14 protein-coding genes are annotated in these 16,099 nt (G+C 72.7%); 10 read left to right on the top strand and 4 right to left on the bottom strand.

The features are described 5' to 3' along the window. Window positions 1–2: 2 nt before the first annotated feature. Window positions 3–554 carry an adenine phosphoribosyltransferase gene (locus tag OG550_RS07125; RefSeq protein ID WP_327675730.1) on the top strand — a complete coding sequence of 184 codons (552 nt, stop codon included), beginning with the start codon at window positions 3–5 and terminating at the stop codon, window positions 552–554. Between the two features lie 230 nt (window positions 555–784). Continuing rightward, a complete protein-coding gene (locus OG550_RS07120; protein ID WP_442905950.1) occupies window positions 785–3,217 on the top strand; it encodes a RelA/SpoT family protein in 2,433 nt (810 codons plus the stop codon). 101 nt (window positions 3,218–3,318) lie between these two features. Here the strand turns inward: OG550_RS07120 and OG550_RS07115 are convergent, their stop codons facing one another. Together OG550_RS07115 and OG550_RS07110 are read right to left on the bottom strand one after the other, a co-directional pair. Beyond that, window positions 3,319–4,548, bottom strand: a complete 1,230-nt coding sequence (locus OG550_RS07115; RefSeq protein WP_327675728.1) for a DUF349 domain-containing protein — start codon at window positions 4,546–4,548, stop codon at window positions 3,319–3,321. Window positions 4,549–4,812: 264 nt separating this feature from the next. Further along, on the bottom strand, window positions 4,813–5,643 hold the full coding sequence (locus OG550_RS07110; protein ID WP_327675726.1) for a peptidylprolyl isomerase: 831 nt from the start codon (window positions 5,641–5,643) through the stop codon (window positions 4,813–4,815). A gap of 271 nt (window positions 5,644–5,914) precedes the next feature. Here OG550_RS07110 and OG550_RS07105 point away from each other — a divergent pair, with 271 nt between their 5' ends. From OG550_RS07105 to OG550_RS07090, 4 genes are all read left to right on the top strand, one after another. Further along, entirely contained in the window at window positions 5,915–6,622 is a 708-nt protein-coding gene (locus OG550_RS07105; RefSeq protein ID WP_327675725.1) for an MBL fold metallo-hydrolase, read from the top strand. An 11-nt stretch (window positions 6,623–6,633) separates the two neighbouring features. Then, the gene (hisS, locus tag OG550_RS07100; RefSeq protein ID WP_327675723.1) at window positions 6,634–7,896 is read left to right on the top strand and encodes a histidine--tRNA ligase; all 1,263 of its coding nucleotides are present in this window, start codon (window positions 6,634–6,636) and stop codon (window positions 7,894–7,896) included. Continuing rightward, complete coding sequence (gene aspS / locus OG550_RS07095; RefSeq protein ID WP_327675721.1) at window positions 7,893–9,683, top strand: aspartate--tRNA ligase; 1,791 nt, start codon at window positions 7,893–7,895, stop codon at window positions 9,681–9,683. Before hisS ends, aspS begins: the two co-directional genes overlap by 4 nt. Before the next feature lie 102 nt (window positions 9,684–9,785). Next, window positions 9,786–10,292 (top strand): GNAT family N-acetyltransferase, encoded by a 507-nt coding sequence (locus OG550_RS07090; protein ID WP_327675719.1) that lies wholly within the window; start codon window positions 9,786–9,788, stop codon window positions 10,290–10,292. Window positions 10,293–10,404: 112 nt separating this feature from the next. Here OG550_RS07090 and OG550_RS07085 read toward each other — a convergent pair whose 3' ends face one another. Then, window positions 10,405–11,310 carry a LysR family transcriptional regulator gene (locus OG550_RS07085; protein WP_327675717.1) on the bottom strand — a complete coding sequence of 302 codons (906 nt, stop codon included), beginning with the start codon at window positions 11,308–11,310 and terminating at the stop codon, window positions 10,405–10,407. 335 nt (window positions 11,311–11,645) lie between these two features. Here OG550_RS07085 and ppk2 point away from each other — a divergent pair, with 335 nt between their 5' ends. From ppk2 to rpsD, 4 genes are all read left to right on the top strand, one after another. Beyond that, window positions 11,646–12,434 carry a polyphosphate kinase 2 gene (gene ppk2 / locus OG550_RS07080; RefSeq protein ID WP_327683712.1) on the top strand — a complete coding sequence of 263 codons (789 nt, stop codon included), beginning with the start codon at window positions 11,646–11,648 and terminating at the stop codon, window positions 12,432–12,434. A gap of 187 nt (window positions 12,435–12,621) precedes the next feature. Beyond that, window positions 12,622–13,236, top strand: a complete 615-nt coding sequence (locus OG550_RS07075; RefSeq protein WP_327675715.1) for a hypothetical protein — start codon at window positions 12,622–12,624, stop codon at window positions 13,234–13,236. 111 nt (window positions 13,237–13,347) lie between these two features. Beyond that, window positions 13,348–14,697 carry a replication-associated recombination protein A gene (locus OG550_RS07070; protein ID WP_327675713.1) on the top strand — a complete coding sequence of 450 codons (1,350 nt, stop codon included), beginning with the start codon at window positions 13,348–13,350 and terminating at the stop codon, window positions 14,695–14,697. Window positions 14,698–15,017: 320 nt separating this feature from the next. Next, a complete protein-coding gene (gene rpsD / locus OG550_RS07065) occupies window positions 15,018–15,632 on the top strand; it encodes a 30S ribosomal protein S4 (protein ID WP_063346792.1) in 615 nt (204 codons plus the stop codon). 144 nt (window positions 15,633–15,776) lie between these two features. On the opposite strand, the gene OG550_RS07060 is transcribed toward rpsD, so the two are convergent. Continuing rightward, window positions 15,777–16,070, bottom strand: coding sequence for a tetratricopeptide repeat protein (locus tag OG550_RS07060; RefSeq protein WP_327683710.1), 294 nt, complete (start codon window positions 16,068–16,070; stop codon window positions 15,777–15,779). Window positions 16,071–16,099: the final 29 nt, after the last annotated feature.

Here is a 16,099-nt window from a genome sequence, read left to right as displayed (position 1 = left end):
TCGTGACCACCGCCGACACCACCCTGGCCCAGCTGCTGAACAGCCGGATCAGGGACGTCCCGGACTACCCGAAGCCGGGCGTGCTGTTCAAGGACATCGCGCCGCTGCTCGCCGACGCCGAGGCCTTCGCGGCGCTCACCCGGGCGCTGGCGGACCGGGCCAGGGAGCTCGGGGCGACCAAGGTGGTCGGCCTGGAGGCGCGCGGGTTCGTGCTGGCGGCCCCGGCGGCCTTCGCGGCCGGGCTCGGCTTCGTGCCGATCCGCAAGCAGGGCAAGCTGCCCGGCGAGGTGTTCCGCCGCTCGTACGAGCTGGAGTACGGCTCGGCGACGCTGGAGGTCCAGTGCGACGCCTTCGCGCCCGGTGAGCGGGTGCTGGTGGTGGACGACGTGCTGGCCACCGGCGGGACGATCGGTGCTTCGCTGGACCTGGTCAAGGAGGCCGGCGCCGAGCTCGCGGGCGTCGTGGTCCTGATGGAGCTGGGCTTCCTGGACGGGCGCGAGCGGCTGGCGCCGCACCTGGGCGCGGCTCCGCTGGAGACGCTGGTCACCGTCTGAACCGGGCGGGCCCAACGCTGCGACGAGCGGCGGCCGGAGGAATCCGGCCGCCGCTCGTCGGCGTTCCGGGGCCGACCGGTTCGTGTCGGTCGTGTGTCCGGTGCGTGTCCGGGGGCGGCCGACCGAACGCCCCGGCGCCCGGCTCGGTACCATGAAGATTCATCCCCTCCCGGTTGTGCGGGTCGCGCGGCCCGCGCGGAGGGGCAGGCCGAGCGCCCTGAGGAGTGTCCTTGCCCGACGAGGTTGTGCCCACGGCCGCTGCGGCCGCCCCCGAGAACCGGCCCACGCCCTCGGGGGCCACCCCGGCACGCCCGGCGTCGACCCCGTCCCGTGCGGTGGCCCCGGCGGGCCGCCCCTCGACCACCGGCGGGATGCGCGCCCGTCTGGCCCGGCTCGGCGGCCAGCGCTCCAGCGTGCTCAACCCCGTGCTGGAGCCGCTCTTCCGGTCGATCCGGGCCAACGACCCCAAGGCCGATCCGGCGCTGCTGCGCGACATCGAGAAGGCGTACGCGGTCGCCGAGAAGTGGCACCGGGGGCAGAAGCGCAAGAGCGGCGACCCGTACATCACCCACCCGCTGGCGGTCGCGACCATCCTGGCCGAGCTGGGGATGGACGCCCCGACCCTGATGGCCGGGCTGCTCCACGACACCGTCGAGGACACCGACTACGGCCTGGAGACCCTGCGCAAGGACTTCGGCGACTCGGTGGCCCTGCTGGTCGACGGCGTCACCAAGCTGGACCGGGTCAAGTTCGGCGAGGCCGCGCAGGCCGAGACGGTCCGCAAGATGGTCGTCGCGATGGCCAAGGACCCCCGGGTCCTGGTGATCAAGCTCGCCGACCGCCTGCACAACATGCGCACCATGCGCTACCTCAAGCGGGAGAAGCAGGAGAAGAAGGCCCGCGAGACGCTGGAGATCTACGCCCCGCTGGCACACCGGCTGGGCATGAACACCATCAAGTGGGAGCTGGAGGACCTCGCCTTCGCGATCCTCTACCCCAAGATGTACGACGAGATCGTCCGGCTGGTCGCCGAGCGCGCCCCCAAGCGGGACGAGTACCTGGCGACCGTCATCGACCAGGTCCAGGGCGACCTGCGGGGCGCCCGGATCACGGCCTCCGTCACCGGCCGGCCGAAGCACTACTACTCGGTCTACCAGAAGATGATCGTCCGGGGCCGGGACTTCGCCGAGATCTACGACCTGGTGGGCATCCGGGTCCTGGTCGACACCGTCCGCGACTGCTACGCGGCGCTGGGCACCATCCACGCGCGGTGGAACCCGGTGCCGGGGCGGTTCAAGGACTACATCGCGATGCCCAAGTTCAACATGTACCAGTCGCTGCACACCACGGTGATCGGTCCCGGGGGCAAGCCCGTCGAGCTGCAGATCCGCACCTTCGACATGCACCGCCGGGCCGAGTACGGGATCGCGGCGCACTGGAAGTACAAGCAGCGCGCGGTGGCCGGCGCCTCCAAGGTGCGCACCGACACCCCGACCCAGACCCGCAAGGACGACAAGGCCGGCGCCGTCAACGAGATGGCCTGGCTGCGGCAGCTGCTGGACTGGCAGAAGGAGACCGCCGACCCGAGCGAGTTCCTGGAGTCGCTCCGCTTCGACCTGGCCAGCAACGAGGTCTTCGTCTTCACGCCCAAGGGCGACGTCATAGCCCTGCCGGCCGGCGCCACCCCGGTGGACTTCGCCTTCGCGGTGCACACCGAGGTCGGCTACCGGACCATAGGGGCCCGGGTGAACGGGCGGCTGGTGCCGCTGGAGTCGACCCTGGAGAACGGCGACGCCGTGGAGGTCTTCACCTCCAAGGCGGAGAACGCCGGCCCGTCCCGGGACTGGCTCGGCTTCGTCAAGTCGCCGCGGGCCCGCAACAAGATCCGTGCCTGGTTCTCCAAGGAGCGCCGCGAGGAGGCGATCGAGCAGGGCAAGGACGCCATCGCCCGGGCGATGCGCAAGCAGGGCCTGCCGATCCAGCGGATCCTGACCGGCGACTCGCTGGTCACGCTGGCCCACGAGATGCGCTACCCGGACATCTCCTCGCTCTACGCGGCGATCGGCGAGGGCCACGTCGCCGCGCAGAACATCGTCCAGAAGCTGGTGCAGGCACTGGGCGGCGAGGAGGGTGCCACCGAGGACCTCGCCGAGACGGCGACGCCGACCCACGACAACCGCCGGGCGGTGCGCCGGCGGGCCAAGGGCGACCCCGGTGTGATCGTCAAGGGCGTCGAGGACGTCTGGGTCAAGCTGTCGCGCTGCTGCACCCCGGTGCCCGGCGACGGCATCGTCGGCTTCGTCACCCGCGGCAACGGCGTCTCGGTGCACCGCGCCGACTGCGTCAACGTGGAGGCGCTCAGCCAGCAGCCCGAGCGGATGATCGACGTCGAGTGGGCGGCCACCCAGTCCTCGGTCTTCCTGGTGGCCATCCAGGTCGAGGCGCTGGACCGCTCCCGGCTGCTCTCGGACGTCACCCGGGTCCTCTCCGACCAGCACGTCAACATCCTGTCGGCGGCGGTGCAGACCTCCCGCGACCGGGTGGCGATGAGCCGGTTCACCTTCGAGATGGGCGACCCGAAGCACCTGGGCCACGTGCTCAAGGCGGTCCGCGGCGTCGAGGGCGTCTACGACGTCTACCGGGTCACCTCGGCCCGCAAGTAGCGGACGGCGGCGAAGGGAAGGGCCCCCGGGGGATTCCCCCGGGGGCCCTTCCTCGTGTCCGTCGGCCGCGTCCGCGACGGCCCGGGATCAGCGGGCCGGGATCAGCCGCTGAACTCCTCCTGGCTCCGGTGCGCCTGCTCCAGCAGGGTCCGGACGCCGGCCAGCTCGTTCTCCAGCTTGGCGACCTTGCTCGCGTTGCCGGCCGCGCGGGCCTTGTCCAGGTCGGTCTGGATCTTGTCGGCCTTGGCCTGGAAGAGGCCGACCATGCCGGCGGCGCGGGCCTTGGCCTCCGGGTTGGAGCGCTTCCACTCGGAGTCCTCGGCCTCGCGGATCGCCCGCTCGACCGTGTTCAGCCGGCCGTCCAGCTTCGGCCGGGCGTCGCGCGGCACGTGACCGATCGCCTCCCAGCGCTCGTTCACCTCGCGCAGCGCGGCCTTGGCCGCCTTGAGGTCGGTGATCGGCAGGATCGCCTCGGCCTCGGCCGCCAGCGCCTCCTTGAGCTTCTGGTTGGCGACCTGCTCGGCGTCGCGCTCGCTGAACACCGCGGAGCGCGCCTGGAAGAAGACGTCCTGGGCGCCGCGGAACCGCGCCCACAGCTCGTCCTCGATGTCGCGCTGGGCGCGCCCGGCGGACTTCCAGCGCGCCATCAGGTCGCGGTAGGAGGCCGCGGTGTCGCCCCACTCGGTGGACGAGGAGAGCGCCTCGGCCTCGGCGACCAGCGCCTCCTTGGTGAGCCGGGCCTGGTCGCGCTCGGCGTCCAGGGCCGCGAAGTGCGACTTGCGGTGCTTGGAGAAGACCGAGCGGGCGTGCGAGAAGCGGTGCCACAGCTCGTCGTCGCTCTTGCGGTCCAGCCGGGGCAGGCCCTTCCAGGTGTCCACCAGGGCGCGCAGCCGGTCGCCGGCCTCCCGCCACTGGGTGGACTCGGCGAGCTGCTCGGCCTCGGCGACCAGCGCCTCCTTGGCGGTGCGGGTCTCGTCCTGGGCCTTGGCCCGGGCGGCCTTGCGCTCCTCGCGGCGGCTCTCGATCTCGCCGGCGAGCGTGTCCAGCCGCTTGGCCAGCGAGGCGAGGTCACCGACCGCGTGCGCCTCGGTGACCTGCTCGCGCAGGTGGTCCAGCGCGGCCTGGGCGTCCTTGGCGGCCAGGTCGGTGGTGCGCACCCGCTTCTCCAGCAGGCCGATCTCCACCTCGATGCCCTGGTACTTGCGCTCGAAGTAGGCGAGCGCCTCTTCGGGCGAGCCGGCCTGCCAGGAACCCACGACGCGTTCGCCGTCGGCCGTCCTGACGTAGACCGTGCCCTGCTCGTCGACACGGCCCCACGGGTCGCTGCTCATAGCGCGTCCTCCACATGACGTCGCGTCCGCGCCGGGGCGGTCCGCGTTCGTCGTCCACAGTTGATGTGCGGCGGACCGATGAGTCCGCCGTCCCCGCCCGCCGTGTTCTGCTGCCGAGGGTGACGGCCGGCGGGTCTGGGCACCCTACACAACGCCAACATAGGCGACCAGGACCGGTGCTGTCCGCATCCGGGCCGGGCGATTTCGGGCCGGGGCCGCCCCGCCGGGCGCCGCGCGGGCGGCGGCGGGCGGCCCCGGGACGGGTCAACCCTTCGCGGTCGTCACCGTGTTGAGAGTGACGTCGGCCATCGGGTGGCCGTCCCCGCCGCCCTCCAGGGTGCCCGCGGCGGCGATCTTCTGGACCACGTCCAGGCCGCCGGTGATCTTGCCGAACGGGGTGTAGTTCGGGCCGAGCTGGGTGTCCTTGTAGACCAGGAAGAACTGGCTGCCGTTGGTGCCCGGGCCGGCGTTGGCCATCGCCACGGTGCCCGCCGGGTAGGTGGCGCCGGTCAGGTTCTCGTCGGCGAACTTGTAGCCCGGGCCGCCGGTGCCGCCGGGGGCGGTGGCGCTCGCCGTCGGGTCGCCGCACTGCAGCACGAAGATGCCCTCGGTGGTGAGGCGGTGGCACTTGGTGTGGTCGAAGTACTGCTCGCCGGAGAGGAACGCGAAGGAGTTCACCGTGTGCGGGGCCTTGGCCGCGTCCAGGGTGAGCGTCACCTTGCCGCAGTTGGTGTCCAGCGTGCTGGTGTAGGTGGCCGCCGCGTCGACGGTCATCGCCGGCTCGGCCTGCCACTGCTTGCCGTTCGGCGCGCCCGGCGCCGGCTCCGCGCAGCCCTCGACCGGCTTGCGGGTCGGGACGGCGGGCTCGGTGGGGGTGGGCGCGGCCTGGGCGCTCGACGAGTCCTTCTTGTCGTCCGAGTCGAAGGCGCCGGTGGCGAACAGCGTGCCGCCGCCGGCCAGCACGACCACGGCGAGCGAGGCGCCCAGGATCGAGTTGCGGCGCCTGCGCTTGGCCGCGTCGGCGACCCGGCGCTCCATCTGGCGCTCGTACTTGTCACGGGCGAGCTGCCGCCGCCGCTGTTCGCTGCTGACCACCGGCTCAGTCTCCTACGGATGTGCGGTCTCGGATGTGGGGGCTTCGTGTGCGGATGCCGATGCGGATCATCGCATCCATCGGCGGCCAAGTGTAGGGACCGCGACCGTAAGAACGGGGTGAACCTGTCAGGTCGCAGTGAACCTGTCACGCCCATCTGGTTCGCAACCGGGCCCGCCCCGCCGGTAGGCTGCCCCTACATCACCGTTCGTAGCCGCGTCCCCTGGCCGCCGCCACGACCGACAGCCGAAGACCGACACCCGAAGGACGCGCGTGTTCATCGCCGGATTCCCCGCTGGAGCCTGGGGCACCAACTGCTACCTGGTCGCTCCGGCGCCGGGCGAGGAGTGCGTCATCGTCGACCCCGGCCACCAGGCCGCGCGGGGCGTCGAGGAGATGGTCCGCGAGCACCGCCTGAAGCCGGTCGCCGTGCTGCTCACCCACGGCCACATCGACCACGTCGCCTCGGTGGTCCCGGTCTGCGGCGCCAGGGGCGTCCCCGCCTGGATCCACCCCGAGGACCGCTACATGATGAGCGACCCGGAGAAGGCGCTCGGCCGCTCGCTCGGCACGCAGCTGATGGGCGAACTCACCGTCGGCGAGCCCGACGACGTGCGCGAGCTGACCGACGGCAGCGTGCTGGAGCTGGCCGGCCTCTCCCTCACCGTCGACCACGCCCCCGGCCATACCGGGGGGTCGGTGACGTTCCGGACACCCGGCGCCGAGGACCTCCCCCCGGTGCTCTTCTCGGGTGACCTGCTCTTCGCCGGCTCCATAGGGCGAACCGACCTCCCGGGCGGGGACAGCGAGGCGATCATGCGGTCGCTGGCCCGGGTGTGCCTGCCCCTCGACGACGCCACCGTGGTCCTCTCCGGCCACGGCGGACAGACCACCATCGGCCGTGAGCGCGCCACCAACCCCTACCTCCGAGAGGCAGCGGGGCCCGCCGGCGCCCCGGCTTTCCCGCGACGAGGAATGTGACGGAAGAGAAGTTGAGCACCTTCACCGCCCCCAAGGGCACCTACGACCTGCTGCCCCCCAGCTCCGCGACCTTCCTGGCGATCCGCGAGGCGATCGCCGCGCCCGCCCGCCGGGCCGGCTACGGCTACGTCGAGACCCCGGTCTTCGAGGACGTGAAGCTCTTCTCCCGCGGCGTCGGCGAGTCCACCGACATCGTCACCAAGGAGATGTACAACCTCACCACCAAGGGCGGCGACGAGCTCGCGCTGCGCCCCGAGGGAACCGCCTCGGTGCTGCGCGCCGCGCTCCAGGCGAACCTGCACAAGCAGGGCAACCTGCCGGTCAAGCTCTGGTACTCCGGCTCGTACTACCGCTACGAGCGGGCCCAGAAGGGCCGCTACCGACAGTTCTCCCAGGTCGGCGCCGAGGCGATCGGCGCGGAGGACCCGGCGCTCGACGCCGAGCTGATCATCCTGGCCGACGACGCCTTCCGCTCGCTCGGCCTGAGCGACTACACGCTGCTGCTCAACAGCCTCGGCGACAAGCAGTGCCGGCCGGTGTACCGCGCCGCGCTGATCGAGTTCCTGGACGGCCTGGACCTCGACGAGGACACCCGCCGCCGCGCCGGGATCAACCCGCTGCGCGTCCTGGACGACAAGCGCGAGTCGGTGCAGGCCCAGCTCACCGGCGCCCCGATGCTGCGCGACTTCCTGTGCGAGGACTGCAAGGCCTACGACGAGAAGGTGCGCGAGCTGCTCACCGCCAACGGCGTGGCCTTCACCGACGACCCGAAGCTGGTCCGCGGCCTGGACTACTACACCCGCACCACCTTCGAGTTCGTGCACAACGGCCTCGGCGCCCAGTCCGCGATCGGCGGCGGCGGCCGCTACGACGGCCTCTCCGAGATGATCGGCGGCCCCGCGCTGCCGTCCGTCGGCTGGGCCCTCGGCGTGGACCGCACCTTCCTGGCGCTGGAGGCCGAGGGCGTCGCCCTCGACCTGCCCGCCGCCACCTCCGTCTACGCCGTCGCGCTCGGCGAGGAGGCCAAGAACGTCCTGTTCGCCAAGGTGGTCGAGCTGCGCCGGGCCGGCGTCGCCACCGACCTCGCCTTCGGCGTCAAGAGCATCAAGAACGCCATGAAGTCCGCCGACCGGTCCGGCGCCCGCTTCGCCCTCGTGGCCGGGGACCGGGACCTCGCCGAAGGCGTCGTCCAGCTCAAGGACCTGACCACCGGCGAGCAGAACCCCGTCGCCCTCGACGCACTCGTCACCACCCTGAAGGAGAAGCAGCTGTGATCCGCACGCACGACGCGGGCACGCTCCGCCCGGAGCACGCAGGCACCACCGTCACCCTGGCCGGCTGGGTCGCCCGCCGCCGCGACCACGGCGGCGTCGCCTTCATCGACCTGCGCGACGCCTCCGGCACCGTGCAGATCGTGGTCCGCGACCTCGACTCGGTGCACGGCCTGCGCGCCGAGTACTGCGTCAAGGTGGTCGGCGACGTCCGCGTGCGCCCCGAGGGCAACGAGAACCCGGACATCCCGACCGGCGCCGTCGAGGTCGTGGTCAGCGCGATCGAGGTCCTCTCCGAGGCCGCGCCGCTGCCGTTCCCGGTCGCCGAGTACGAGCCCGGCACGGTCAACGAGGAGGTCCGCCTCCGCTACCGCTACCTGGACCTGCGCCGCGAGGGCCCGGCCAAGGGCCTGCGCCTGCGCTCCAAGGTCAGCAACATCATCCGCCGGGTGATGGAGGAGAACGACTTCCTCGACATCGAGACGCCGTACCTCACCCGCTCCACCCCCGAGGGCGCCCGCGACTTCCTCGTCCCGGTCCGCCTCCAGCCCGGCCACTGGTACGCCCTCCCGCAGTCGCCCCAGCTGTTCAAGCAGCTGCTGATGGTGGCCGGCATGGAGCGCTACTACCAGATCGCCCGCTGCTTCCGCGACGAGGACTTCCGCGCCGACCGGCAGCCGGAGTTCACCCAGCTGGACATCGAGGCCTCGTTCGTCGACCAGGAGGACATCCTGGCCCTCGGCGAGAAGATCATCGGTTCGATCTGGAGCGAGGTGCACGGCTACGAGGTCCCGAACCCGCTGCCGCGGATGACCTACGCCGACGCCATGGGCCGCTACGGCTCCGACAAGCCGGACGTCCGGTTCGGCCAGGAGCTCACCGACCTCACCGAGTACTTCCAGGGCACCTCGTTCCGGGTCTTCCAGGCCCCGTACGTCGGCGCCGTGGTCATGCCGGGCGGCGCCTCGCAGCCGCGCAAGCAGCTCGACGCCTGGCAGGACTGGGCCAAGGCGCGCGGCGCCCGCGGCCTCGCCTACGTGCTGATCGACGCCGAGACCGGCGAGCTGCGCGGTCCGGTCGCCAAGAACCTCTCCGAGGAGCACCTGGCCGGCCTGGCCGCCGCCGCCGGCGCCAAGAACGGCGACGCGATCTTCTTCGCGGCCGGCAAGCAGCGCCCCTCGCAGGAGCTGCTCGGCGCCGCCCGCCTGGAGATCGGCCGCCGCTGCGAGCTGATCGACGAGTCCCAGTGGGCCTTCCTCTGGGTCGTCGACTTCCCGATGTTCGAGCCCATCGAGGACGACAAGGGCGAGTTCCAGGGCTGGCACGCGGTGCACCACCCGTTCACCGCCCCGACCGCGGAGTCGCTGGCCACCTTCGACACCGACCCGGGCCCGGCGCTCTCCAACGCCTACGACCTGGTGCTGAACGGCTCGGAGCTGGGCGGCGGTTCGATCCGTATCCACCAGCGGGACGTGCAGAAGCGGGCGTTCGACGCGATCGGCCTCTCCGAGGAGGAGGCCGCCTCGCAGTTCGGCTTCCTGCTGGACGCCTTCAACTACGGCCCGCCGCCGCACGGTGGCGTCGCCTTCGGCCTGGACCGGATCGTCACCCTGCTCGGCGGGTACGACACCATCCGGGACGTCATCGCGTTCCCGAAGACGTCCACCGGCGGCGACCCGCTGACCGGCGCCCCCACCCCGATCACGCCGGCGCAGCGCCGTGAGGCCGGCGTCGACGCCCAGCCGAAGGTCCGCGAGGACGCCAAGTCCGAGGCCCAGCCGAAGGCCTGACGCCGCATCGGCCGACATCGGCTAACCTTTCACGGCCCCGGACGGCATCACCGTCGTCCGGGGCCGGTCCACAACGGTGTGTGACAGAGAGAGGGTTCCCCTGTGAAGGTCAGTACCAGAGTCGAGTGTCCCGAGGACGCACCCGCCACCAGACGCGTCCACATGGCCGCCTTCCCCGGCCCGGACGAGGCCGACCTGGTGGACGCGCTGCGCCGCGACCCCGCCTGGCTGCCCGGCCTGTCGGTGGTCGCGGTGGACGACGCCGGGCTCGTGGTCGGGCACGCGCTGCTCACCCGGCTGCGGGTCGGCGAGGGCCACGGCCTCGCGCTCGCGCCGGTCGCGGTCGCGCCGGAGTGGCAGCGCAAGGGGGTCGGCGAGCTCGTGGTCAAGGCGGCGCTGACCGCCGCCGAGGAGGCCGGCGAGAAGCTGGTCGTCGTCCTCGGCGATCCGGACTACTACGGGCGGTTCGGGTTCATCCCGGCCCAGCGGCACGAGGTCAGCGGGCCGTTCGAGGTGCCGGAGGCCTACTTCCAGGCGCTCGCCCTGCCCGGGTACGACGGCTCCCCGCGGGGGCTGTGCCAGTACCCCGACCCCTTCGAGGCCGACTAGGGCGTCCCGACCCCCCGACGCCCGGGGCCCGCGGTGCGGGCCCGAGGCCCGGAACCGGACGCCTGCGGGCCGCCTCCGACGGCCCGGCAGCGGGGTCCGGCTCCGACGGGTCCTACGGCCTGCCGCCGAAGCCGACCGTGGCCCGGCAGCTGCGCACGAACGCGGCCATGGCGGGCGTCAGCCTCCGGTCCTTCGGCCAGTACAGCCCGACCTGGCTCGGGCTGAGTCCCCGCACCGGCCGGTACGCGACATCCTCGCGCGGTGCCAGCCGGCTCATCGTCTCCGGGGCGAAACCGACGCCCTGGCCGCACACCACAGCGGCCAGCCACTCGTCGGTGTTGTGCGCCACCGCGCCGATCCGCACAGGTCGCCCGCCCCGCTCCCGGACCGCCAGCCAGTACTCCCGCCAGTGCCCCGACTCGTGCGGGATCGCCACGAAGGGCTCGTCCAGCAGTTCCTCGAAGTCGATGACCGCGCGGTCGGCGAGCCGGTGTCCGGCCGGCAGCGCCGCGCAGCGCGGTTCCTCGCCCAGCACGGCGACGTTGAACCGCTCGGACAGCGACGGCGGTGCGTGCCAGAGCGTCAGGTCGATCTCGCCGGTCGCCAGGCCCGAGGTCGGGTCGAACCAGTTGTTCTGCCGCAGCTCCACCTGCCAGCCCGGCATCCGCCGGGTGAAGTCGGCGACCGTGCGGTGGGTCATCAGGTTGATGATGCCGCCCTCGAAACCCACCCGCAGCGTCGAGCCCTGCTCCGCCGCGGCCGCCCGGGTGGCGCGCAGCGCCTCCTCCCAGCCGGACATGATCGCGCCGGTGTGGGCGGCCAGGGCCCGGCCGGCCCGGGTGGGGGACATGCCGCGCCGGGACCGTTCGAACAGCTCCACCCCGAGCAGCGCCTCCAGTTGGCGGATCTGCTTGGTCAGCGTCGGCTGGGAGACGAACAGCCGGGCCGCGGCGGCGGTCAGCTGGCCCTCCTCGCAGACCGCGGCGAAGCTGCGCAGCAGCCGGGTGTCCACATCCATGCCCCAAGGTTATGGAACCGGAAATTGGACCTGTCCGGCAGGTCTGGGTCATGGTTGATCGTTCGGCCCTCGGGCCGGTCCACGGGGGAGCCCGGCAGCGGCGGTTCAGGGGGCCGCCGCTGCCGCGCCGGAGGCCCAGGACCTGCGGGAACCACGCGGAGCGCCTACCGTGAGGGGTCATCAGCACCCCGCCGAACGGAGGCACCCAGGTGGCAGCCAAGGCCAAGCGCGAGCAGAGCGGTCCGGGCGGGAGGGCCGGCGGTGACGGCCGGTCCGCCGGGGACGGCCGCTCCGGGGGTGACGGCCGGTCCGCCGGGGAGCCGACGGCCGGGCGGCTGGCGAGGAAGCCGTACGAGCGGGAACTGCTCCGGCTCCAGCAGGAACTCGTGAAGCTCCAGGAGTGGGTGCGGGCCGAGGGGGCCCGGGTGGTGGTGGTGTTCGAGGGGCGGGACGCGGCCGGCAAGGGCGGGGCGATCAAGCGGGTGACGGAGTATCTGAACCCCCGCATCGCCCGGGTGGTCGCGCTGCCCACGCCCACCGAGCGCCAGCGCACCCAGTGGTACTTCCAGCGGTACGTCGAGCACCTGCCGGCGGCCGGGGAGATCGTCCTGTTCGACCGCAGCTGGTACAACCGGGCCGGGGTGGAGAAGGTGATGGGCTTCTGCACCGAGGAGGAGTACCGGCAGTTCCTGCACCAGTGCCCGACCTTCGAGCGGATGATCACCGAGTCCGGCGTGCTGCTGCGCAAGTACTGGTTCTCGGTCAGCGACACCGAGCAGGAGCGGCGCTTCCGGGACCGGCTGGCGGACCCGATGAAGCGGTGGAAGCTCTCGCCGATGGACGTCGAGTCGGTCACCCGCTGGGAGGACTACTCGCGGGCCAAGGACGAGATGTTCGTCCACACCGACACCCCGGAGTCGCCCTGGAACGTGGTGGAGAGCGACGACAAGCGGCGGGCCCGGATCAACATGATCGCCCACCTGCTCTCCACCGTCCCCTACCGGGAGGTCGGCCCGCGGAAGATCGTCCTGCCGCCCCGGCCCGCCTCGCGCGGCTACCGGCGCCCTCCGCGTGACCTGCAGAAGTACGTCCCGGACCACGCGGCGGGCCTGGGCCGGGACTGAGCGGCGGAGGGGGCTGGAGGCGGAGGGGCCGGAGGGCGCGGGGACCGGCGGTCGGCGGGGTGGGCGCCGGAACTGCTCCGAACGGCCGCGCGGCGTTGCCGGGGCCCCTCCCGCGGCGTGCGATGGATGTGCTCGGGAAGGCGCGGGCGCCCGGCGCGGCGCCCGCCGGAGGTCAGGAGACCCGCCCATGTTCGTTCGTACGGTCTACGCCACCGGCGACCCGGCCGCACTGGACCAGGCCCTCGACGGCCTCCGGGCCGAGGCGGTCGGACTCCTCGCCCCGCAGCCCGGCTACCGGGGCTTCGGGCTGTTCGCCGACCGGCAGCTCGGCATCCTCACCCTGGGCTCCTGGTGGGAGAGCGCCGAGGCGGAGCGGGACAGCGACGAACGGCTGCGCGGCCGGCGCGCCGAGCTGCTGGCCCCCTTCGCCGGGACGGTGACCACCGACGTCTGGGAGGCCGTGGTGGCCGCCCGGCCCGTCAAGGCCGGTCCGGGCGCCTGGTTCCGGCTGGCCCGGTTCGACTTCGACCGGGCGCAGGGCGACCGGATCGCCGCCGCCTTCCGCGAGCAGGCGCTGCCCGCCATGCAGCGGCTGGACGGGTTCCTCGGCGGCTCCATGCTGTTCAGCGTCGAGGACGAGCGCGGGTCGGTGGGCGGGCTCTTCGAGAGCCGGGCCGCGCTGGTGGCCTCCCGCGGGGCGGTCGCCGGGGCCCGGGCCAGGGCGGTGGGTGCCGGCGGGGTGACGCTGCGCTCGCTGGAGGAGTTCGAGGCCGTGGTGCTGGACCTGCCGAAGCACGCGTAGGCGCCGCCGCCGGCGCTGGCGGCGGCGTTGGACGGCCGCGGCGGCGGGCGGCGGCGGGCGGGCTCCGCGGTGCCGGACCGGGCTGTCGGCGTGCTCGCATAGGCTTCCGGTGTGGACGAACCGGACCTCTTCACCGCCGCCGCCGAGGAACGCCAGGCCAAGGAGCCCGGCCGGGCCCCGCTCGCCGTGCGGATGCGCCCGCGCACCCTCGACGAGGTGGCCGGGCAGCGTCAGCTGCTGAAGCCCGGCTCACCGCTGCAACGCCTGGTCGCCGGGTCGCGCGGCCCGGCCGCGACCAGCTCGGTGATCCTCTGGGGCCCGCCCGGCACCGGCAAGACCACGCTCGCGCACGTGATCAGCCAGGCCGTCGAGGGCCGCTTCGTCGAGCTGTCCGCGATCACCGCCGGGGTCAAGGAGGTCCGCGCCGTCATCGACGGCGCCCGCCGCGCCGTCGGCATGAGCGGCCGGGAGACGGTGCTCTTCCTGGACGAGATCCACCGCTTCTCCAAGGCGCAGCAGGACTCGCTGCTGCCCGCCGTGGAGAACCGCTGGGTCACCCTGATCGCCGCGACCACCGAGAACCCGTACTTCTCGGTGATCTCCCCGCTGCTCTCCCGCTCGCTGCTGCTCACCCTGGAGTCGCTGACCGACGACGACGTCCGCTCGCTGCTCCACCGCGCGGTGGCCGACGAGCGCGGCCTGGAGGGTGCGGTGGAGCTGACCGCGGAGGCCGAGGACCACCTGGTCCGGCTGGCCGGCGGGGACGCCCGGAAGGCGCTCACCACGCTGGAGGCCGCGGCCGGTGCGGCGCTGGAGAAGGGCGAGGCGAGCATCACGCTGGCCACCACCGAGACCGCCGTCAACCAGGCCGCCGTCCGCTACGACCGGGACGGCGACCAGCACTACGACGTGGCCAGCGCCCTGATCAAGTCGATCCGGGGCAGCGACGTGGACGCGACCCTGCACTACCTGGCGCGGATGATCGAGGCGGGCGAGGATCCGCGGTTCATCGCCCGCCGGCTGATGATCTCGGCCAGCGAGGACGTCGGCCTGGCCGATCCGACCGCGCTCCAGACGGCGGTGGCGGCGGCCCAGGCGGTGGCGCTGATCGGCTTCCCCGAGGCGCGGATCATCCTCTCCCAGGCGGCGATCGCGCTGGCGCTGGCGCCCAAGTCCAACGCCGCCTACCTGGCGATCGACGCGGCGCTGGCGGACGTCCGGCAGGGTCTGGCGGGTCCGGTGCCGCCGCACCTGCGGGACGCGCACTACGGCGGTGCCGGCAAGCTGGGCCACGGCAAGGGCTACCGGTACCCGCACGACCTGCCCGAGGGGATCGCGGCCCAGCAGTACGCGCCGGACGCGGTGCACGGCAAGGAGTACTACCAGCCGACCCGGCGGGGCGGGGAGGCCCGGTACGCGGACGTCGTGGAGTGGACCAGGGGGCGGCTCAGGGGCGAGTGATCCCCGGGTATACTCGTGCGGAGTGCCATGTCCCGGGACGGCGGACAGGGGGAGACCCCGACCGACCGGCCGCACCAGCGGGACACCGGCCAGGCCCTCCTCCGCGGGGGCCCAGGAGCGTTGCGCACCGTTTCGGTGTCGCGTGCAGCCCACCGGCTCGTCCGCGGTGGGCCACTCGTGTGCAAGCACTTCCGTGCCCGGCTCCGGAGAGCGGCTGATCGCACTGCCCGCAAGGGCGGTGGGGTTTTCTCCGGGTCGCGACGAGCGACCTCCGTCAACACCTGGTGAAGCCGTATTCATAAGCAAGGAAGGTTTGGTTCATGGCGAACCAGAAGCGTCCCAAGGTCAAGATCGCGCGTGCGCTCGGCGTGCCGCTGACCCCGAAGTCCGTCAAGTACTTCGAGGCCCGCCCGTACCCGCCCGGCCAGCACGGCCGTGGTCGCAAGCAGAACTCGGACTACAAGGTCCGTCTGCTTGAGAAGCAGCGTCTGCGCGCCCAGTACGACCTGAGCGAGAAGCAGATGGCGCGCGCGTTCGACCGCGCGAAGAAGGCCGAGGGCAAGACCGGTGAGGCGCTCGTCGCCGAGCTGGAGACCCGCCTGGACTCCCTGGTGCTGCGTTCGGGCATCGCCCGCACCATCTACCAGGCCCGCCAGATGGTCGTCCACGGTCACATCGAGGTCAACGGCGGCAAGGTCAACAAGCCGTCGTACCAGATGAAGCCGGGCTTCGTGGTCACCGTCCGCGAGCGCAGCAAGGAGAAGGTCCCGTTCCAGGTCGCCCGTGAGGGTGGCTACGCGGGCGAGGGCCAGACCCCGAAGTACCTTGAGGTCAACCTGAAGGCCCTGGCCTTCCGCCTGGACCGCGCGCCGCAGCGCAAGGAGGTCCCGGTGATCTGCGACGAGCAGCTCGTCGTCGAGTACTACTCGCGCTGACCCGCGAGCGGTACGCCTGCCGTACCCAGCGAGCCCCCGTCGCCCTCGTGGCGACGGGGGCTCGCCCCTTTTCCGGTGCCGCCGCCGTGATGCGGCCGCGGCGCCGGACCGTGTGGTCCGGGACCACGGCGGACGCGGACCGGCTCAGTACTCCTCGCCGGTCATCGCGGCGACGAGCCGCAGGTGCGGGCGGGCCTCCTCGGCGCGGCCCTGGCGCTCCAGCGTGCGGCCGAGCATCAGCCGGGCGTAGTCCTCGGCCGGGTCGGAGTCCAGTACCCGGCGCAGTTCGGCCTCGGCCCGGGAGAGCTGGGCGGAGTGGAAGTAGCTGCGGGCGAGCAGCATCCGGACCGAGAGGTTGGCCGGCTCCTCGGCGAGCACGTCCTCCAGCATCCGGGCGGCGTCGGTGTACGCCTTGGACTCGAAGTAGAACGTCGCCATGCGGTACTGGTCGGCGGTGTGGGTGGCCA

The organism is Kitasatospora sp. NBC_00458 (assembly GCF_036013975.1).
GTDB lineage: Bacteria > Actinomycetota > Actinomycetes > Streptomycetales > Streptomycetaceae > Kitasatospora.
This window is presented reverse-complemented; position numbering and strand designations above follow the sequence as displayed.